This window comes from Aquimarina sediminis, from assembly GCF_002895435.1.
In the GTDB taxonomy this organism is placed as follows: domain Bacteria; phylum Bacteroidota; class Bacteroidia; order Flavobacteriales; family Flavobacteriaceae; genus Aquimarina; species Aquimarina sediminis.
In genome coordinates, this window is sequence record NZ_POYJ01000003.1 from 290,305 (window position 1) to 310,856 (window position 20,552).

A 20,552-nucleotide genomic window follows, 5' to 3' on the forward strand; every position below is an offset into this window, starting at 1 on the left:
ATAATAAAAACTTCCGTCTTTGATGATTTAAAAAGATGTTATAGCCAAACCTAAAAGTATTTATACAGCATGAAAATATGGTTTTTCATCGATTAAAATATGGTATTACCATATTTTAAAATATTATTTACTACCTTTTTAAATAGATACTCATTAATCTTTTATAGATGAAGCTCAAATTGCCCCTCTACATTGTTTGCTTTTTCCAGTGTTTTATCGTGACTTCTTTGTCTGCACAAGTATCTTATTATGAGGTAAGTAAAGATAGTGTTGTTAGAATTCTGGAAAAATCATTAGAATATTCAGATTTTTCTTTAAACCCTAATCCTCAAAAAAGATTGTATTATTTGAATTTGGCAGAAGATTATCTAAAAGGTGCTAGAGATCCTCATTTAAAATTACTAGCTAATCGTTATAAAATTGATTTTTTGATTAATACGTTAAGAGATACTTTGGCAGGTGACCTGTATTTGAAGGAATATATCTCGTTGATTAATCAAACTGATGATAAAAAAGAGTTAGGTTATTATTATGAACTTTTGGGATGTAGTAAGTATATTAAGAAGATTGGGGAAGGTAAGGAAGAGTTTCTTAAATCGTTTGAATTATTAAAAAGATTTGGAGATAAAAAAGATCTTATTGATGCTTATTACAATCTTAGTTTTGTTGGTAGAATGGAGCAAAGGCGGGAAGATGTAATTGAACATAGTTTAGCCTCTTTAGAATCAATTAAAGAAACCCAAACTAAAGAAGGAAGAAGGGTTTATTTGAATTTATTCTTAGCAGAAAGTTATTATCATTTAGAAGCGTATAAAAAAGCCGAAGAATGTTTTGTAAAGGTAGAACAAGATGAGTTTTTTAATAAAGAAAATTTTGCTTTTATGGCTTTTTATTATGGGGTGAAAGCAAAGTATTATGAGATAATTAGAGATAATAGAAAATCTGCTTATTACTATGAAATAGCTGCTTATAATTATTATAAGGATAATTTTAAACAAGCTAAAGTTATTAGTGCATCTTTTAATCTGGCGAATAAGCTAAAGATAAAAGAAGAGGAAAATAAAAGAATAAAAATAGAGAATGAGTTAAAAGCAGAGCAATTAAAAAATAGCCGTTATGTTATTTTATTAGGAATATTTGTTGTTGCTGGATTGATTTTAGGAAGTGTAATTCAGTACAGAAATTCTTTCTACAAAACAAAAATAAATAAAATACTAAAGAGAAATTATAGGAAACTTTTAAAGGCTAATAGGAAAGTAGATAAAGCCTTAAAAGCAAAAACTGAATTTTTGGATTCGGTAACTCATGAACTTCTTACTCCTCTAAATACGATAAAAGGAACAACGTTTTTATTGCAAAAAGAAAAATTAACATCACATCAAGAGAATCAGATTAAATTGATTAATCTTTCGAGTGATTATTTGTTGGGTTTGATTACTAATGTGATCCAATTAAATGATCTTGAGAAAGGAGAATTAGAATTAAAAAGCGAAGAGTTTAATTTGAGAGTACTATTAAACAATTTAATTAACTCTTCAGCAATGATGAATAAAAACAATAATAAGATTCATCAAGAAATTGATCATAAGATTCCCGATAAGTTAAAAGGAGATGTGCTTAAAACTTCTCAAATCTTCCTTAATATCTTAGATAATGCTCTAAAATTCACAACAGAAGGAGAAGTGTTTATAAATGTTTTATTAATGTCACTTACCGACCAACATGCAAGTATTAAATTCTCTATCAAGGACACTGGTATTGGTATGTCTGAAGATCAGATAAACAAGGCTTTTGATACTTTTCGTCAAGGGTCTGTTAAGATTAATAGAAAATATGGTGGTACGGGATTGGGGTTGTCGATTGTAAAGAGGATTCTTACACTACAAGAAAGGGATATTATACTAGAATCAAATCTGGGAGAAGGAACTTCGGTTTCGTTCGTATTAGATTTTGAGATTCCTAAATCAATAAATGGTGGGAATGTTGGTTTTAAAAATGGCTTCAATACTTTTGAGAAAAAGATAGATATTTTACTTGTAGAAGATAATAAAGTGAATCAGTTAATAACAAAAAAGATAATCTCTAATTATGGCTTTCGATGTGATTGTGCAAACGATGGAGAAGAGGCTGTTGATATGGTCAAAAAGAAAAAGTATTCAATGGTTCTAATGGATATTATGATGCCAAAAATGGATGGATTTGAAGCAACAAAATGGATAAGACAATTTGATAAAGAAATAACAGTAGTTGCATTAACCGCAATATCAGAGAAATTAAACAAAGATAAATTTAATCAAGTAGGAATGTTTACTGTACTCCCTAAACCTGTAGATCCAGAATTATTGTATAAGACAATACTAAGTTGTTATGATAGTAATAATTAAGAAACTACTCTTTTATAGACTCTACAATTAGTTTAGCAGTTTTATCATTTGCTCCACTGCCTCCAAGCTTTTTTTCGAGATCATAATAATCCAAAAACATAACTGCTCTTTTGTAATCATCAATTATTATGGTGAGTTCTTCTTTAAGTCTTTTTTTATTGAATTCTCCTTGTATTAATTCAGTAACTACCTGTTTATCCATAATCAAATTTACCAAAGAAATGTAATCCAAATTAATGATTCGTTTTGCAATTTGATAAGAGATGTAGTTTCCTTTGTAGCATACTACTTCAGGAACTTTAAATAATGCAGTCTCTAAAGTAGCAGTACCCGAAGTAACTATAGCTGCATTACTAAGACTTAATAAATCATAAGTTTTATTCATGATTAGATGTACTCCTTGCTTTTTAATAAAAGGCGCATAGAATGAAGCATCTTGGCTAGGGGCACCCGCAATAACAAATTGGTGGTCAGGAAAATCGTCCACTATAGAAAGCATAACCTCCAACATTTTACGGATCTCTTGTTTTCTACTTCCAGGAAGTACAGCAACAATAGGGCGATCATCTAAGTTATGCATGGCTTTAAAAGTTTCGGGCATAATCTGCTTGTGGTCAGCAATAGCGTCAATTAATGGATGACCTACAAAATGAACGGGAAACTGATGTTTGTCTTCGTAAAAAGATTTTTCAAAAGGAAGTATAACATACATTGCATCAACACTTTGTTTGATGTTTTTTATTCGCCCTTCTTTCCATGCCCATATCTGAGGAGAAATATAGTAATGGGTTTTAAACCCTTTATCCTTTGCCCATTCTGCAATTCGTAGATTAAACCCTGGATAATCAATAAAAATAACTACATCTGGGTTGAAATTATTGATATCTTGTTTACAAAATTTTAGATTCTTTAAAATAGTAAATAGATTTAGTATAACCTCTACAAACCCCATAAAAGCTAAATCCCTATAGTGTTTTACCATCGACCCACCAACAGCTTGCATCAGATCACCACCCCAGAACCTAAATTCTGCCTGAGGATCTTCTTTAAGAATGGATTTCATGAGATTAGCACCGTGTAAGTCACCAGATGCTTCTCCTGCAATAAGGTAGTATTTCATGAATTATTTTATTGTTTTATAGATCTTTGAGATACCAAAATTTAAAAATAAAACGATTGATTTGTTAGATTTTTAAAATTTTATCCAAATTTACTAATTGCAATACAAATAGCAGCAATAAGTGTGGCAAGAAGTACACCTCGTGCCTTGTAGATATCATTTTTTCTTAAAAAAAGGAAGAAAATAATCAAATTAGGAATTGCTCCTAACACAATCATACTTCCAATCGAATCATTAGTGATAGATGATTCAAAAGTTTCAGTAAATGTTAATTGCTGAGGGCTTAAAACAGAAAAAATAAATATACAAACAATAAAGCCTAAGCCATTTGTAAGCAAACCTGTTAAAAAACCAATAAAAATATCTTTCTTAATCATGTAATGACCAATTATTAAGTTCTTGAATAAAATGATGAGCAGTAAGATCAAATTGAGTAGGAACCACAGAAATATAGCCATTATGTAGAGCCCATTCATCTGTGTCTTCTCCCTTGTCTTCATTAACAAATTTTCCAGAGAGCCAATAATACTCCCTTCCCATGGGGTTGGTTCTTTTGTCAAACTCCTCTACCCAATGCGCATTAGCTTGGCGACATATTCTTATACCTTTTATCTCCTCTTCTGATATTTTAGGAATATTAACATTAAGTACAACACCTTTGGGTAAGCCATTCTTAAGAACATTTTCAACAATAGTTTTTATGTGTTTTTTAGAAGGTTCAAAATTAGCATCCATAGCATAATCGAGTAATGAAAATCCTATAGCCGGAATTCCTTCAATACCAGCTTCAACGGCAGCACTCATTGTTCCAGAATAAATTACATTAATAGCAGAATTGGATCCATGATTAATGCCACTAACGCATAGATCAGGTTTTCTTTCTAGAATTTGACGAGATGCCATTTTTACACAATCTACAGGGGTTCCAGAACAACTGTATTCTTTTTGAGGAGAATCTTTTCTAATGATAACTGGATCACAATACAAAGTGCTGTTTATAGTAATAGCATGTCCCATTCCACTTTGTGGACTATCAGGAGCAACCACTACCACATCACCAATTTTATTCATAACATCAATTAATGCTCGTATTCCCGGTGCAGTAATCCCATCATCATTTGTGACCAAAATTAGTGGTTTTGTATGTGCCATAGCTTTTAATTTTTCGATTGTAAAAATACACTTTTTTTGCGCCAAATGGACATCGTAAAAAAAAAGCATCGTTAACCAAAATAACTACTATTATAGTTTTATTTTACTATTACAAAACAATAAATACTGTTAAATGAATTTTTTAACCACCCATGAGTCATAAATATTATTAGTTCATTTAAGAAAAATTTAGTAATATTACCTGTTATTGGCACGATTTTTAATGTAATTTGCCCTGAATCCCCTAAATTAAATGAGCGTATGAAAAAGAGTTTTTTGGTTTTGATGCTTACCGTGATCGTTTCGGCAGCTTCTTGCAGTTTTACTACTAAAGTTGAAAATGATCCGGATAAAGATAAATTATTAATAGATTTAATAAGTTATGTCTTAGGAAAAGGACATTATGATGCGAAGGATATAGATGATGATTTTTCTAAGGAAGTCTTCTCCGATTATATTGATGCTTTGGATCCTCTAAAACGTTACTTTTATAAAAGTGATATAGAAGAATTCAAGAACTATGAAAAACTGATTGATGACGAAATCAGAAATAAAGAAATCACTTTTTTTAATTTAACGTATAACCGCTTGCAACAAAGAATGGCACAAGCAAGAGTGTTGCATAAGGAAATTTTGGAAAAACCTTTCAATTTTGAAAAAGATGAAAGTATTGATACTGATTATGAAGAATTACCTTACGTAGAGAATAAAAAGGAAATGAAGGATAGATGGAGGCTACAATTAAAATTTAATGCATTGTCCAGCTACTATGATAAGGTAGAAGAACAAATAGATTCTATTACTAAAAACAGTGAGTATAAGCGTAAAACCTCAATCATTCTTGAAGGAGAAGCACGAGAAATTACCAAAACTTCTTTAAAAGAGTATTTTGAATTTGCCGATGATTTAGAACGTAAAGACTGGTTTTCTATTTACATCAACTCTATTGTAGAAGAGTTTGATCCTCATACTTATTATTTTGCTCCTCAGGATAAAGATAGGTTTGATATCGCAATGTCAGGAAAATTAGAAGGAATAGGTGCAAGGCTACAGAAGAAAAATGATAATGTAAAAATTGTAGAGATTATTTCTGGTGGTCCAGCCTGGAGAGGAAACAAAGTTGAGGTTGGGGATTTTATAATGAAGGTAAAACAAGAAGATGAAGATGAACCGGTAAGTGTTGTTGGGATGCGCCTTGATGATGCTGTAAGCTTAATAAAAGGTCCAAAAGGAACTAAAGTGTCGCTAACCGTAAAAAAAGTAGATGGTACTACCGAAGTAATTGATATTGTTAGAGATGTAGTTGAGCTTGAAGAAACCTATGCAAAATCATCCGTTGTTAAAAAGAATGATAAAACTTTTGGAATAGTTAATCTTCCAAAATTTTATTTCAATATGCAAGATTACAATCAGCGTAATGCTGCAAAAGATGTAAAGCAAGAGATTATCCGCTTGAAAGAAGAAGATATGGATGGTTTGGTAATAGATTTACGTGATAATGGAGGAGGGTCTTTGCAAACTGTAGTAGATATTGCAGGATTATTTATTGAAAAAGGACCAATTGTTCAGGTAAGAACAAAGGGAGAATCTCCAGAGGTTTTAAGTGATAAAGATAGAAATATCCTTTGGGATGGTCCTTTAGTCATTTTGGTTAATGAATTATCAGCCTCGGCTTCAGAAATTCTGGCAGCTGCAATGCAGGATTATAAAAGAGCAATTATTATAGGAAGTAAGCAGACTTATGGTAAAGGGACTGTGCAAAATGTAATGGATCTAAACAGATGGATGAGAAGTAATGATTTTGGAGATCTTGGAGCATTAAAACTTACGACCCAAAAATTTTATAGAGTTAATGGAGGATCAACTCAGTTAGAAGGAGTAAAGAGTGATGTAGTGGTTCCAGATAGATATAGTTATATTGATATTGGTGAAAAAGATCAGGAAAATCCATTGCCTTGGGATAAGATTGCTCCCGCGGATTACTCGCTTTGGGATGGTTATATTGATTTTGACCAAACTATTAATAACAGTAAAGATCGAATGTCTAAAAATGATCAATTAAAATTGATTGATGAAAATGCAAAATGGGTTAGGGAAAAGAGAGATATAAATAGGTACTCTTTACAATATAGTAAGTATAAGTTGAATATTGCTCTTAATGAGAAACAAGCAGAACGTTTTGAAGCTATTAACGATTATAAAACAAACTTAACTTTTGAATCTTTGCCTTATGAAAAAGAATTGATGAAAGCAGATTCTATTTTGGAAGAAAAGAGAGAAAGATGGCATGCAAGCCTTAGCAAAGATGTGTATGTAGAAGAGGCTATTAGTGTTCTTGAAGATTTAAAGATTAATAATATTCGACGATCTAAAAATCCACTTACACTAAAGAATTAATATGTATTAATGCCAGAAACAAAATCAAATTCTTTAAGTAAACTAGCGCTCCAAAAATTTAAAAAGAATTTTTGGGGCGTTTTGAGTTTTTATTTTATCGTTTTTTGTGCAATTGTAGCAATATTTGCTTACGTTTTTGCTCCTGATAATTCTCAGAATGCAAACCAGATGCATTTGTCTATTCACTCAAAGCCTCCAGGTTTCAAAGTACAAATGCTAACCATTCCTTCTCATGATTCTTCTGAACAATCCTTTTTTAATAAGATATTTTTTGGAGAAAAAAATACGGATACAGAAATACCTATAGAGCAATATGTATTTAAAAATAATGTTTTAAAAGTATTCCCATATAGTGAAGGAGAAGTTGTGGAACTATCTAAAGAAATAAAACTCGAACGTTTTCCTGAAGGTTCCACTCCTGATGATATATCCAATACGTATATCAAAACTCAGACTTTTGTATTAGGAACCGACAAGTATGGTAGGGATTTGCTAAGCAGGATGTTGGTTGGTATTCGCATTTCGTTTTCAATTGGTTTTGTTGCAGTGTTAATCTCTCTAATTCTGGGAATATCATTAGGAGCTATAGCGGGTTATTTTGGAGGGAAAATTGATACTCTAATTATGTGGTTAATTAATGTTACTTGGTCAATACCTACTTTATTATTGGTGATTGCAATAACTTTGGCATTAGGAAAAGGTTTTTGGCAGGTTTTTATCGCCGTAGGGCTAACAATGTGGGTTGAGGTAGCAAGAGTGGTTAGAGGGCAGGTATTAGGTGTAAAACACATGCAATATGTTACCGCTGCAAAAGCAATGGGATTTACCAATTTAAGAATCATTACAAAACATATATTACCCAATAGTCTGGCGCCAGTAATTGTAATTTCCGCTGCTAATTTTGCCGGTGCAATTCTTATTGAAAGCGGGCTAAGTTTTCTTGGTATAGGAGCGCAACCACCAATGCCCAGTTGGGGAGCAATGATAAAAGATCATTACTCTTATATTATTTTGGGTAAAGCTTATCTCGCAATTATTCCAGGGTTAGGTATTATGAGTTTAGTAATGGCATTTATGTTGATAGGTAATGCCCTACGAGATGCATTAGATGTAAAGGAGTAATTCGAAGGGAGTAGATTGATTCTCATTAAAACAAGAGAGTTATAGACATGGTCTAAACCCTCTTGTTGTTAGTTTTAACTTTATAAAGGTGAACAATAAGCACCATTTGGATATTCGCATCTGTCACCTAAACAAATACAATATGTCGGGCAAAAAACACGACAAATAACGAGACCATTACCACTAATATGGCTTTGATCTTTTTTTGAAAGTGTTTTAATATTTTTTAAGTTTTCAATCTCTTTCATGACTTTTAGTTTTGAATCAGAAAGAATATTTTTAGAAACAAGGAGGTCCTTGTACCCAAGTAGTTCCATTATGATAACAGCAGCTTAACGCAGGATTACAACCACGCCTTTTAGCTGACATAAAAACAAGAGGTGTTTTTCCTCCGTTTACATCTTTTTGTTGCTCTTTAGAAAGTGGCTTAGCACCATTTAATTTTAAATTTTTCATGTGAAATTGATTTTAAGATTAATAATTAATTCTACGATAGAGCTTTTGCATATATTAACTTAAATTTCTACTTGTTCCTGTGACTCAGAAACACTATCACCATGATTTTCAATCATGATATTCATAAAATGAAAAAACTCTTCGTAACTATACTTTTTAGGGTATAAGGTGTCGTTTATGAGTGATGCCGGAGTGTAATACAGGTTATTCCTTTCGGCCCAGGCATATTGTTTATTAAAAATTTCTATAGTATTCATATTATTTTGAGGCAAACCATACTCCTTTACCCATTTACTATAGGTTCTGTCCGTAAACCATTTATTATAGGCGGTGATAAATTCATTAGCTCCTTGATTACGATAGATCTCAAAAAGGATTAGTGCAATCTGCGTTGCTTCGTTATCAATATCATCAGTTTTTACATTAAGTCTAATAATTATTTGAAGCTTATCTCCCATAGTTTTTAAAACACGAGTATAGGCTTCAAAAGCATCTTTACAATAGCCGCACATAGGGTTTGTAAGGCTGATAATTTTAAAACTGGCATTGGGATTACCTAGTACAATTTCATTTTCAATAGTTGCGTTTTCTTCAATTCTATCAGAGATATTTAATAAATGGCTATAAATCTGAGCATCTCGCTTGAAATGGTTTAGCTTTAAATTTTCACTTTTGTATTTTTTGTTTTCTTTTATTTTTTCTTTGGTGTACAAATAAGTCAAAGTAAATAACGAAGATATCATAACGAAACTCACAATTGACTGGGTGTCAAGGTTGAATGATGTGCTATATATAGCTACAATAGCTAATCCTATGGATATTGAGCTTATCGCCAAGCATAAAGCACACCATTTTTTTATAATAAATGCTTGAGAGTATAAAGAATACAGAATAAACGGAATACCCATTAATGAAAGAATTAACAGAATATTACTGAACCCAAAGAATAATTGGTAGGATAGTATTGAGCCAAAGAAAGCCATTCCAGCATCTGCTAAAGTGAAGTTTTTTAGTATTTTTCCGCTATTATTGTTTATAACATCACTACAACTTGTGTTTCCGACTGATGTACAAAATTGATGTAAGGCCTGAGATTGTATTCCTAAACTTTCTCGTAAAGCAAAAAAACTAAAAACTACACCTGAAAACGACAGAATCATGAAAATGACTTGGTTGATACTCCAGTGCCTATTGAAAAGAAGAAAAACAATGCTTATTGCTAATCCCGCAAATAGCACATTTTGAAGGATAGATTGGTTAGAAATAAACTTTTGTTTTGCATTGTACTCTACAGCTATTACTTTAGGAATCCAAATTTCTTTAAATTCTTCGAGTGTGAATTTCTTCTTTTTTAAACTTGTGTGTTTAAGTTCTACGCTGTCATTTTTTTTGACTATAGCAACAATTTCTTCTCCAGTCTCCGTGGATATTAGCGAGATAAAACTTTTTGGTAGCTGATCTAATGCATCAATAGGAATCTCTACAGCAATATTGTCAATATTAAAATAATCTAAAGTGTCAGTTATAGATTGAAAACTTGGATAATTAGGATGTATTTGTAGTTGTAGCTCTAGATCCTTTTTATCATAATTACCTATTCTGTTTTGAATAAGAACACTTTCAACAATTTTTTCTATAGTATTGGTCATTTGTATCTGATTAGGTCATAATAAATAGTAATTTTCTGAGGGATTTAGATTATGGGGGAATATAACTACGTTAGAAATAAGTTGTGCTGGTCAATTCACTTCAGAAAATTACCTTCACTCTAAAGTAAAGATTTTATTAGGTAACAGCAGGGGTTTTTAGCTCAAAAAATATAAGGTAAAACCTTATGTTTGAAGTAAAAACGATTTAAATTGTTGATATTGAGGTATTTGTTGTGGTTTGTTGTTGCGAAGAATTAACATTGATGAATACTGTTAATTTTTTGTAAAGCATGTTAAATTACTAGTGATAATATTGGTTCTTAGCTCCTTACCGATTAATATTTAGAAATGCCGAATGAATATGGAATGTTAAAAGTAAAAAAAAAATCTTATCAAAGATAATGATAAGATTTACTTTGTGTTTTAATACCTTTATAAAGGTATTAAGATGATTTGTGTGAATTATAATCCTAAACAACTTAATCAGTTTAATTACAAAGCCCTTGTAACTGAGTAAACGTTTTAAGACGATGTAAATATAGAAGATAATTCTTTATGTCGTATGTGAGTTTACATCGTTTTTTTTACGGTTTTACCATATGTTTTATGTAAGTTAATGATTTTGAGCTGGTTAATTTTGGTGCTTTGTGCATAATATTATTAGTTAATACTGATTCAAGATGTCCTTTTATTTTAATAATTTCGCATTTGCTTTAATACAAGTTACCATACAGGATGAACAAAAGAAAATATGTATACCCGTTATTGATAATTATAGTAACGATTGGATTTTATTATTTTGAAGGGTATGTAGATAATCAAAAGAGTTATTCTACTAAGGAAAATGGAGACTCTTCAGAACTTGGGTTTTTCTATTTGCCTACTTCTACAACAGGAGCTGTTGTAGTTCATAATAACTATACGTTATCTTATTCAGAAAAGCATGAACAAGCAGAGTGGGTTGCGTATGAATTAAAAAGAGAACATGTCTCCTCTAATGATTTTAAGAGACCTTATTTTGAGGAGGATAAAAAAGTAAAGTCAATGTCTGCAGATTGGCGTAACTACAAAAAGTCGGGATATGATAAGGGGCATTTATGCCCTGCTGCTGATAGGAGGTATACATATGATGCTTTTGAAGAAACTTTTCTTACCTCAAATATATCACCTCAAAATCATGAGTTTAATAGTGGTGTTTGGAATCATTTGGAACAAAAGATAAGATATTGGGCAAAAGTATATGATGGAGTATATGTGGTAACGGGTGGTGTTTTAACGGATGATCTTCCTACAATAGGATATGAGCATGTATCTGTGCCAAAATATTTTTATAAAGTTGTTTTAGATAAATCTTCGAGTAATCCCAAGATGGTAGCTTTTTTAGTGCCTCATCAGGATACAAAGAAACCTTTAGAAAAATTTGTAGTAGCTGTTGATAAATTAGAAAAGCTAACCGGAATCGATTTTTTTACCGCTTTGGATGATAAAATTGAAGATCGATTAGAGGCTTCTTCAATGGCAAAAGAGTGGAAGTTTTGATGCTGTTTTTACCACTCATTTACACGGTTAGAATCTAGTTTGATAAAGATAAAAAGCAAAATAGTAAACCCCCATAATCCAGACCCCCCATAACTAAAAAAGGGTAGAGGAATTCCAATAGTAGGCATAAGACCAATAACCATACCTATATTGATTGCAAAGTGAATAAAGAGGATACCAATAACACTGTATCCATAGACTCTACTAAATTGAGATTTTTGCCTTTCGGCTAAATGAATCAGCCTGATAAGTAATAAAACAAAGAGTATTACCACCATAGAGGCTCCCAGAAAGCCCCATTCCTCTCCAACAGTACTAAAAATATAATCAGTATGTTGTTCTGGTACAAAACCTCCTTTAGTTTGCGTTCCCTCTTTCCATCCTTTACCGGTCCAGCTACCGCTACCGATAGCAATTTCACTTTGGTTTGTGTTATACCCAATACCTTTTGAGTCTACTTCTTTGCCTAAAACAATATTAAAACGATCTCTATGTCTTTGCTCAAATACATTGTTAAAGATGTAATTTACAGAAAAACAGAATCCAGCTACTACTGCAATAGTGAGTAGGTACCTAGAGTATTTTGGTTTTCGTTTTCTGTTTTTGATTAATATAAACAGCATAATTGAGGCAATCGCAAGAACAACCCATACTGGATTAAAAAGTAAAGTAAGTATAAATAACCCGGCAGCAGAAGCTCCTACAATAAGATATATAGCGGCTAAACCTTCTCTGTAAAGAGGAAAGAAAAATGCAGCATACACTAAGGCACTTCCAGGATCGGGTTGTGGTATAATGAGAACTGCAGGTATCGCAATAATTAAAAAAGCTCTTACCTGGTAACCAAGTAGTTTTATGTTAGTCTGCATATCGCTTAAGAATTTGGCTAAAGCCAATGCAGTACAGGATTTGGCAAACTCTGAGGGTTGTAAGCCAGCAGGACCAATTTGATACCACGAAGTGGCACCATTTATATTTTTTCCAAAAACAAAGAGTCCAAGAAGAGAAAGTAATGATACCACATAAATCAATCCGGCGAAACGTTCATAAAATTTAGCTTCTATGGCTTGAGTGATAATTATCAGAGCGATACTTAATAAGATCCAATAGATTTGCCTGATATAAGGTTGAGAGAAATCTGTTAAAGAGAAACTTCCATCTTGGTATGATGCGGAGTATATATTAATCCACCCAAAACCCACTAATAATAGAAATAATAGGACTGTTATCCAATCTATTGCAGCTATACTAGATCTTGCCATTATTGGTTGATATTAAAGGGTTCACCACTATATGGTTTGGCATATTCTTCTTCGAGACTGTGAGTAAGTAGCCAATTTTCTAAATCTGTTCTAGAAATTGTACCGTTTATATGTTGTTCAATCATTAAAGATGCAATTTTACCCGCATAGCGAGAACCCCAGTATCCATTTTCTACAAATACTGCAATCGCAATTTTGGGGTTATCTTTTGGGGCGAAAGCGACAAAGACAGAGTGATCTGTAAGTTGAACTCTCTTTCCATCTATTCTAGTAAAGTTTTCTGCAGTACCTGTTTTCCCACAAATTTCAATCCCATTAACTTGTAGAGAGCTAGCGGTACCTTGGGTGTATACTTGGTGCATTCCTTCTATTACAGGTTCGAAATGCTCTTTGTCTATAGTGGTAACCTTAGGGATAGTGTAGTTTTCGTTTTCAATAGGGTTGCCATTGATTGCTTTTATGATATGAGGGGTGTAGTAATAACCTCTATTTGCAATTGCTGCTGTCATGTTGGCTAATTGAATGGGGGTTGCAAGAACCTCTCCTTGTCCAATCGAGTTAGATAGAGTAGCCGAAGCATACCATTTATAAGTTGGGTACTGATATACCCTATTGTAATATTCTGCGGTGGGTACTTTTCCTTTTTTTCCTGTAGGCAAATCGTATCCCAGATAATTTCCTAGACCAAAACTTTCAACGTGTTTTTTCCAATTTTCCATTCCTTCTTGAGGAGTATTGTATTTTTCGATTATTCTTCTGTATACTGTTGCGAAATAAGCATTACAGGAATTGGCTATACCGGGAATCATACTTAATGGGCTTCTATGGGAGTGACATCCTAATTTACGTCCATTTTTACCATAATAATATCCCATTCTACAAGAGACGCCTTCTTTGATATCGATAACATTTTCTTGTAACCCTATTAAGGCGTTTATTGTTTTAAAAGGAGACCCTGGAGGGTATTCGCCTTGAAGACCTCTATCATAAAGTGGCTTGGCTATAGTGTCATAATATAATTTGGTAAAGTTAGGGGATCTTTTTCTTCCAACTAATAGTTCAGGTTTGTAAGTAGGCGCTGTTACAAGTGCTAATATTTCTCCGGTAGAAGGTTCGAGCGCTACAATTCCTCCTCTTTTGTTTTGCATAAGTCTTTGACCGTAAGCTTGCAATTTTGCATTGAGGGTTAGTGTAAGATCTTTCCCGTTTACAGGAAGTGTGTCGTACTTACCTTCTTTATATGGTCCTATATCCCTGTTAAATCTATCTTTTTGAATACGTTTTACTCCTTTGATCCCCCTAAGCTCATTTTCATATTGTTTCTCTACACCATCAATTCCAATAAGATCTCCAGAAAGATAATATGGGTTTTTTTGTATCAAAGCTTCATTTACTTCACCTATATATCCTAATACATTTGCCGCATTCGTAGTTTGATAATCTCTCAGGGATCGTTTTTGGATATAAAAACCTTCAAATTTTCGCATTTTTTCTTGAAGGTAGGCATACTCATCTTTGGTTAATTGAGGTATCACAATTGAAGGTACTCGAGGTGAGTAAACTCTGGCTTTCTTTAGCCTTTTGATAAGTCTGTCTTTCTTAATATTAAGAATAGAGCAAAATTCTAAGGTGTCAAAAGGTTTTAACTCTCGAGGAATAACCATAACATCATATGATGGTTGATTTGTGACAAGTAGTTTGCCGTTTCTGTCGTAAATAGAACCTCTTTGAGGGTAGTCATAAATTACTTTGATGGCATTGTCTTCTGATAAAGAAGCAAAAGAGGTGTTGTAAATTTGCAAATAAAATAATCTTGCAACAAATACAATACCAGTGGTAATAATTATTAGGTAGAGTAGTAACTTTCTCATGAATTATTTCTTCTAAACAATACCAAAACCAGCATGGTTGTCACTATTGTGAATAGACTGGAGAATAACGCTTTTTTGGTGATTAATAGTATGTGAGAGAAGTTAAAAATTTCTAACGAAAAAAGCACAATATGGTGTGTTAAAACCATTATGATTACATAGACAAATAGTTCTCCAAATCTTACATTACTTAATTTTACGGTCTGAAACTCATAACTAAGTCCAAACACTGATCTTAGAGCTATTGGACGGAAGAATGCAATAATTGTACAAGCTGCTGCATGTACGCCACCAGAATCTCCAAACATATCAATGGTTAGCCCAAGTAAAAAACTAATTACAAGAAATAGACTCCTATTAATATTAATGGGAGCAAGAAGGATAAAAATAATATAGATGTAAGGGTTTAGAAAACCTAAAAAATTGACGTGATTCAGGACAATCACCTGAACCAAAATCAAACCAATGAACCGTATAATATGTAATAGTGTGTCTCTATTCATAATTTAGTTTTCCAAACTTTTAATTTCATCAGCATTATTGTTTTTTATGGCGTAGACAAAGCCAATATTACTCATGTCATTAAATAGTTTAACATCGATAAGATAATAACTTTTATTTTGATTTAATCTGTAGGATGCAATTGTGCCAATCCCAATTCCTTTCGGGAAAATAGTTGATCGCCCGTGTGTTATTATGGTGTCTCCTTCTTTGATAAGTGCTTGTCGAGGTATCGTTTCCAGTTGTACTATATTGGGGTCTTTTCCGTTCCAGACCAAAGAACCATATTGATTGGATTTTTTTAATCCAGCATTAATACGAGAGTTACTGTTAAGTATAGAAATTACTCTGCTATAATTTTTTGAAGTGTTTTCTATTATCCCGATAATACCTTTGTCAGTTATCACTCCCATATCCGCAAAAATACTGTCTTTTTCTCCTTTGTTTATTAGAATGTAATTGTCAATTTTGCTATAATCATTTTTGATTATTCTTGCTTTTGTATATGTATAAGGGGTGTTAAATGATGTTGTGTCCAAAAACTGGGTAGCAACAGAGTCGACCCCCAAAGCGCTTAATTGATTATGAAGACGTTCATTTTCTTCTAATAACCTCTTATTCTCATTTTTTAACCCAAAATAATCACTAATAGAATGCTGCCAGCCATATATCCCGCCACTTAAAAAATTGGTTGAGCTTACAAATTTTGATTTGTGATATGAATGCGATTGTATAGTGAATACTAGCGAAAGAAATAATAATAAAAGAAATAGCAGAAAATGTTTATTCTTAATTAAAAAATTAATAATCTGCTGCATAATTTTAAAATATGATAACTTCTTTGGTTAAACGTTATTTTATATAGCCAAGAGTTACTACTTGACAAGTATTAAAGCAGGATAACGTAAAATCAGAAATTTAGGTATGTTACAAGGAATGTTTTTTTATGACATTATTTAATAAGTACACTTTTATATCTGTTTAAGTTTTTAAGTGTAATTCCTGTACCTCTTACTACTGCTCTTAACGGGTCTTCTGCAATATACACTGGCAAATCAGTTTTTTGTGATAAACGCTTATCTAATCCCCGAAGCATAGAGCCTCCTCCAGCAAGATAAATACCAGTATTGTAGATATCTGCAGCTAGTTCTGGAGGTGTTTGTGATAGTGTTTCCATCACGGCATCTTCTATACGTAGGATAGATTTGTCAAGTGCTTTAGCCATTTCTCTAAAAGAGATCTGAACCTGTTTTGGTTTTCCAGTTAGTAAGTCACGTCCTTGAACATTCATCTCTTCTGGTGGTAACTCTAGGTCTTCTGTTGCGGCTCCAATTTGTATTTTTATTTTCTCCGCGGTACGCTCTCCAACATATAGGTTGTGTTGTGTTCGCATATAGTAGATAATATCGTTGGTAAACACATCACCCGCAATTTTAACCGATTTGTCACAAACAATTCCTCCTAGGGCGATAACGGCAATTTCTGTAGTACCCCCACCTATATCAACAATCATGTTCCCTTTTGGTTGCATGATGTCTACACCAATACCTATGGCAGCTGCCATAGGTTCGTGTATAAGATAAACCTCTTTTCCGTTTACTCGTTCTGCACTTTCTTTTACCGCACGCATCTCTACTTCTGTAATTCCCGAAGGAATACATATTACCATACGAAGAGCAGGAGCAAAAAGCTTTTTCTTCAATGCCGGGATATCTTTGATAAACATGCTTATCATTTTTTCACTGGCGTCAAAATCGGCTATTACTCCATCTTTAAGAGGGCGAATAGTTTTTATGTTTTCATGGGTTTTACCCTGCATCATGGCAGCCTCTTTTCCAGCTGCAATAATTTTACCAGTCATAATATCTCTGGCTACAATCGAGGGGCTATCCACCACTACTTTGTCATTATGAATTACTAATGTATTGGCGGTACCTAAATCTATTGCGATCTCTTCGGTAAAGAAGTCAAAAAATCCCATAAAAGTCAAAAAAGGGGTTAAAATTCAGTAAATGTAATAAAATTAATGTTTAAAATGACGTGTTCCTGTCATAACCATTGCAATTCCGTTTTGATCACAGTAATCTATACTCAATTGATCCTTGATAGAACCACCAGGCTGAATTACTGCTTTAATGCCTGCATTGTCTGCTATTTCTACACAATCAGGGAATGGAAAAAAGGCGTCACTAGCCATTACTGCTCCGCTTAGATCAAAATTAAATGATTGCGCTTTTTCTATAGCCTGCTTTAATGCATCTACTCTAGAAGTCTGGCCTGTTCCACTAGCAAACAGTTGTTTCCCTTTAGTAAAAACAATGGTATTTGATTTAGTGTGTTTGCATATTTTGGAAGCAAACAAAAGATCCTCTATTTGCTCTGTTGTAGGAGTTATTTTTGTAACGGTTTTTAAATCTTCTGATGTGTCAGTTTTAAGATCTTTATCTTGTACCAAGGCTCCATTAAGACATGATCTCATTTGAGTTTTTGGTAGTGCGATATCTTTTTGAACTAAAATAATTCGGTTTTTCTTTCCTTTTAAAACTTCTAAAGCTTGATCGCTAAAAGAAGGAGCGATAACTACTTCACAAAACAATTTATGAATTTCATCTGCAGTTGCTACATCAATTTCGGAGTTGCTGATTAAGATCCCTCCAAAAGCAGAAACAGGATCACCTGCCAATGCATCGGTATAAGACTGAAGTACAGTTTCTCTTTGAGCCAAACCACAGGCATTATTGTGTTTTAAAATAGCAAAGGTTGGAGATTCTCCTTTAAACTCACTCATTAAGTTAACCGCTGCATCTACATCAAGTAGATTGTTGTAAGATAACTCTTTACCATGTAGTTTATCGAACATAGCATCGAAGTCTCCAAAGAAAAATCCTTTTTGATGTGGGTTTTCACCATATCGTAATACTTTACCTTTGGTTTCACTTACTTTAAGAGAAGCTATCTCATGATCACTATTGAAGTAATTAAAAATAGCAGAGTCATAGTGAGAGGATACGTTAAATGCTTTGGCAGCAAAACGTTTACGGTCTTCCTGAGAAATACTACCGTTTCCTTCAGAAATAACAGTCAAAAACTCTGCATAGTCATCTACAGAAGCAACACAGGTTACATCAGCAAAATTTTTGGCAGCAGCTCTAATCAACGAAATTCCACCAATATCAATTTTCTCAATAATATCTTGCTCTTCTGCACCAGAAGCTACAGTTTTTTCAAAAGGATACAAGTCTACAATAACAATATCTATTTGCGGGATTTCGTACTGCTCTAGCTCAGCAACATCACCATCGTTGTTTTGACGATTTAGAATTCCTCCAAAAACCTTAGGATGAAGGGTTTTTACTCTTCCTCCCAAAATTGAAGGATAAGAAGTTACATCTTCTACAGGTATAACATTAATACCCAAATCTCTAATAAATTTTTCGGTTCCACCAGTAGAGAAGATAGTAATGTCAAGTTCGTCTAATTTTTTTACAATAGGTGCTAATCCGTCTTTACTGAATACAGAAATTAATGCTGATTTAGCAGTTTTAGTGTTGCTCATGAGAAAATTTAGTTATAAAACGCAAAAATAGCAATTTAGTATCCAATTAGACAACCAATTATGTGTAATTGTTTTTAATATATTGTAACAAAAACATAAGGAAAACGTCCTATCTTTAAATAATACAAAATCCGATTCAAAAAATAGAGCATGCTGATCTATCTTAGAGTACTTAAGGAAAGTTTTAATTTCGCAATTAATGCGCTTAGAAATAACAAATTGCGTACATTTCTTTCTTTATTAGGTGTTACTATTGGAATTTTTTCGATTATCGGGGTTCTGGCTGCAGTAGATTCTTTAAAAGAAGAGATAAAAGGCAGTATTAGCTCATTGGATAATAGTACTATTTATTTGATGCGTTTCTCGTTTGGCCCTACAAATATACCCCAATGGAAAAGAGAACAGTTTCCTGATGTTACTTTTGAAGAATATCAGCATATAAATAGGTCGATGCCAGATCTTAAAGCGGCTAGCTTTATTTTAAATGTCTCTCCCGAAACAATAAAGTACAAGGATGAAAGTATCAGCAATGTAGAGGTTGCTCCTGTAACAAATGATTATTACGATATTGAAGAGTTGCAAGTTGTAAAAGGAAGGTTTTATAATGAGCAAGAATCTGTTGCTGGTGCACCTGTAATAGTAATAGGTGATGAAATAGCCAATAGCTTGTTTGGGTCTAGTGATCCAATTGGGAAAAAAGTACGCCTATATGGAAGAAAGCTCACAGTGATAGGAGTGCTACAAAAAGAAGGGTCTGGGCTTTTTGGAAATAGTAAAGATACGTTGGTGATTCTTCCTGTTAATTTGGTTAGAAGAATATTTGGTGATAATAATAAATCTACTTTTCCTGCTATAATCATTAAACCAGAATCTGGTATTGATGTGCCTGAGTTTATAGCTGCCTTAAAACAAAAAGTGAGAGCGTATCGAGGATTAAAACCAGATGAGTCTGATAATTTTTTTGTAAATCAACTACAAGGGTTTACTGATTTTATAGATAACATAACAAGTACAATGTCTACAATAGGAGGGTTTATAGGAATGTTTTCATTATTAGTAGGAGGTTTTGGAATAGCCAATATAATGTTTGTGAGTGTAAAAGAACGTACTAATTTGATAGGGATTCAAAAAGCCCTTGGTGCTAAAAAGCGATTTATATTATTTCAATTCTTATTTGAAGCTATTATTCTTGCAATTTTTGGAGGGTTAATTGGATTATTGTTGGTTTGGTTGATTTCTATTTTTGCGTCTCAATTTACAGGAGATTTTGAATTTGTGCTTTCTGGAGCAAATATGTTTTGGGGGATGTTTTCTTCTACACTTATTGGTTTGATTGCTGGTATTTTGCCTGCGGTGTCAGCATCAAGACTTGATCCTGTTGAGGCTATTAGGACAGGAATGTAAATGTCTTTCTGATTTGAACTTACCCCGATTAGACCTCTTTGTGTTACTTGATTTTTTGAGGTAAAAATTACTTGTAGTTGTTCGGGGCTGTGCTAAGCTTTTCTCATTTTCAGATTTATATCTGTAGGGAATAGCCTTT

The 20,552-nt window shown here is 32.9% G+C and carries 17 protein-coding genes; 5 read left to right on the top strand and 12 right to left on the bottom strand.

Annotation, left to right across the window (positions count from 1 at the left end):
- Positions 1-227: 227 nt before the first annotated feature.
- Positions 228-2,384 carry a hybrid sensor histidine kinase/response regulator gene (locus C1X07_RS09870; RefSeq protein WP_164914135.1) on the top strand — a complete coding sequence of 719 codons (2,157 nt, stop codon included), beginning with the start codon at positions 228-230 and terminating at the stop codon, positions 2,382-2,384.
- Positions 2,385-2,388: 4 nt separating this feature from the next.
- Here C1X07_RS09870 and lpxB read toward each other — a convergent pair whose 3' ends face one another.
- The 3 genes from lpxB to surE all read right to left on the bottom strand — a co-directional run bounded on the left by lpxB (position 2,389) and on the right by surE (position 4,656).
- Positions 2,389-3,504 carry a lipid-A-disaccharide synthase gene (gene lpxB, locus C1X07_RS09875; protein ID WP_103069848.1) on the bottom strand — a complete coding sequence of 372 codons (1,116 nt, stop codon included), beginning with the start codon at positions 3,502-3,504 and terminating at the stop codon, positions 2,389-2,391.
- A gap of 80 nt (positions 3,505-3,584) precedes the next feature.
- On the bottom strand, positions 3,585-3,881 hold the full coding sequence (locus C1X07_RS09880) for a hypothetical protein (RefSeq protein ID WP_103069849.1): 297 nt from the start codon (positions 3,879-3,881) through the stop codon (positions 3,585-3,587).
- Positions 3,874-4,656, bottom strand: coding sequence for a 5'/3'-nucleotidase SurE (gene surE, locus C1X07_RS09885; protein ID WP_103070006.1), 783 nt, complete (start codon positions 4,654-4,656; stop codon positions 3,874-3,876). The genes C1X07_RS09880 and surE overlap by 8 nt, the downstream gene beginning before the upstream one ends.
- A 261-nt stretch (positions 4,657-4,917) precedes the next feature.
- Between surE and C1X07_RS09890 the strand changes: the two genes are divergently transcribed.
- Together C1X07_RS09890 and C1X07_RS09895 are read left to right on the top strand one after the other, a co-directional pair.
- The gene (locus C1X07_RS09890; protein ID WP_103069850.1) at positions 4,918-7,053 is read left to right on the top strand and encodes a carboxy terminal-processing peptidase; all 2,136 of its coding nucleotides are present in this window, start codon (positions 4,918-4,920) and stop codon (positions 7,051-7,053) included.
- A 9-nt stretch (positions 7,054-7,062) separates the two neighbouring features.
- Entirely contained in the window at positions 7,063-8,175 is a 1,113-nt protein-coding gene (locus tag C1X07_RS09895) for an ABC transporter permease (RefSeq protein ID WP_103069851.1), read from the top strand.
- A gap of 80 nt (positions 8,176-8,255) precedes the next feature.
- Here C1X07_RS09895 and C1X07_RS25225 read toward each other — a convergent pair whose 3' ends face one another.
- The 3 genes from C1X07_RS25225 to C1X07_RS09900 are packed head-to-tail and all read right to left on the bottom strand — an operon-like array spanning position 8,256 to position 10,280.
- Positions 8,256-8,423, bottom strand: a complete 168-nt coding sequence (locus tag C1X07_RS25225) for a hypothetical protein (RefSeq protein WP_206604226.1) — start codon at positions 8,421-8,423, stop codon at positions 8,256-8,258.
- A gap of 31 nt (positions 8,424-8,454) precedes the next feature.
- Positions 8,455-8,631, bottom strand: coding sequence for a hypothetical protein (locus C1X07_RS25015; protein ID WP_164914136.1), 177 nt, complete (start codon positions 8,629-8,631; stop codon positions 8,455-8,457).
- A 59-nt stretch (positions 8,632-8,690) separates the two neighbouring features.
- Positions 8,691-10,280 (bottom strand): vitamin K epoxide reductase family protein, encoded by a 1,590-nt coding sequence (locus C1X07_RS09900; protein WP_103069852.1) that lies wholly within the window; start codon positions 10,278-10,280, stop codon positions 8,691-8,693.
- Positions 10,281-11,015: 735 nt separating this feature from the next.
- On the opposite strand from C1X07_RS09900, the gene C1X07_RS09905 reads away from it, so the two are divergent.
- Positions 11,016-11,819, top strand: a complete 804-nt coding sequence (locus C1X07_RS09905; protein WP_103069853.1) for a DNA/RNA non-specific endonuclease — start codon at positions 11,016-11,018, stop codon at positions 11,817-11,819.
- 8 nt (positions 11,820-11,827) lie between these two features.
- Here the strand turns inward: C1X07_RS09905 and rodA are convergent, their stop codons facing one another.
- The 6 genes from rodA to purH form a co-directional block, all read right to left on the bottom strand.
- Positions 11,828-13,081: a rod shape-determining protein RodA gene (gene rodA / locus C1X07_RS09910; RefSeq protein WP_103069854.1), complete on the bottom strand. Its 1,254-nt coding sequence runs from the start codon at positions 13,079-13,081 to the stop codon at positions 11,828-11,830.
- Positions 13,081-14,952 carry a penicillin-binding protein 2 gene (mrdA, locus tag C1X07_RS09915; protein WP_103069855.1) on the bottom strand — a complete coding sequence of 624 codons (1,872 nt, stop codon included), beginning with the start codon at positions 14,950-14,952 and terminating at the stop codon, positions 13,081-13,083. Before mrdA ends, rodA begins: the two co-directional genes overlap by 1 nt.
- The gene (mreD, locus tag C1X07_RS09920; RefSeq protein WP_103069856.1) at positions 14,949-15,455 is read right to left on the bottom strand and encodes a rod shape-determining protein MreD; all 507 of its coding nucleotides are present in this window, start codon (positions 15,453-15,455) and stop codon (positions 14,949-14,951) included. The genes mrdA and mreD overlap by 4 nt, the downstream gene beginning before the upstream one ends.
- A gap of 3 nt (positions 15,456-15,458) precedes the next feature.
- Complete coding sequence (mreC, locus tag C1X07_RS09925; protein WP_103069857.1) at positions 15,459-16,271, bottom strand: rod shape-determining protein MreC; 813 nt, start codon at positions 16,269-16,271, stop codon at positions 15,459-15,461.
- 134 nt (positions 16,272-16,405) lie between these two features.
- On the bottom strand, positions 16,406-17,434 hold the full coding sequence (locus C1X07_RS09930; protein ID WP_103069858.1) for a rod shape-determining protein: 1,029 nt from the start codon (positions 17,432-17,434) through the stop codon (positions 16,406-16,408).
- Between the two features lie 42 nt (positions 17,435-17,476).
- Positions 17,477-19,009: a bifunctional phosphoribosylaminoimidazolecarboxamide formyltransferase/IMP cyclohydrolase gene (gene purH / locus C1X07_RS09935; RefSeq protein WP_103069859.1), complete on the bottom strand. Its 1,533-nt coding sequence runs from the start codon at positions 19,007-19,009 to the stop codon at positions 17,477-17,479.
- Between the two features lie 150 nt (positions 19,010-19,159).
- Here purH and C1X07_RS09940 point away from each other — a divergent pair, with 150 nt between their 5' ends.
- Positions 19,160-20,413 (top strand): ABC transporter permease, encoded by a 1,254-nt coding sequence (locus C1X07_RS09940; protein WP_103069860.1) that lies wholly within the window; start codon positions 19,160-19,162, stop codon positions 20,411-20,413.
- Positions 20,414-20,552: the final 139 nt, after the last annotated feature.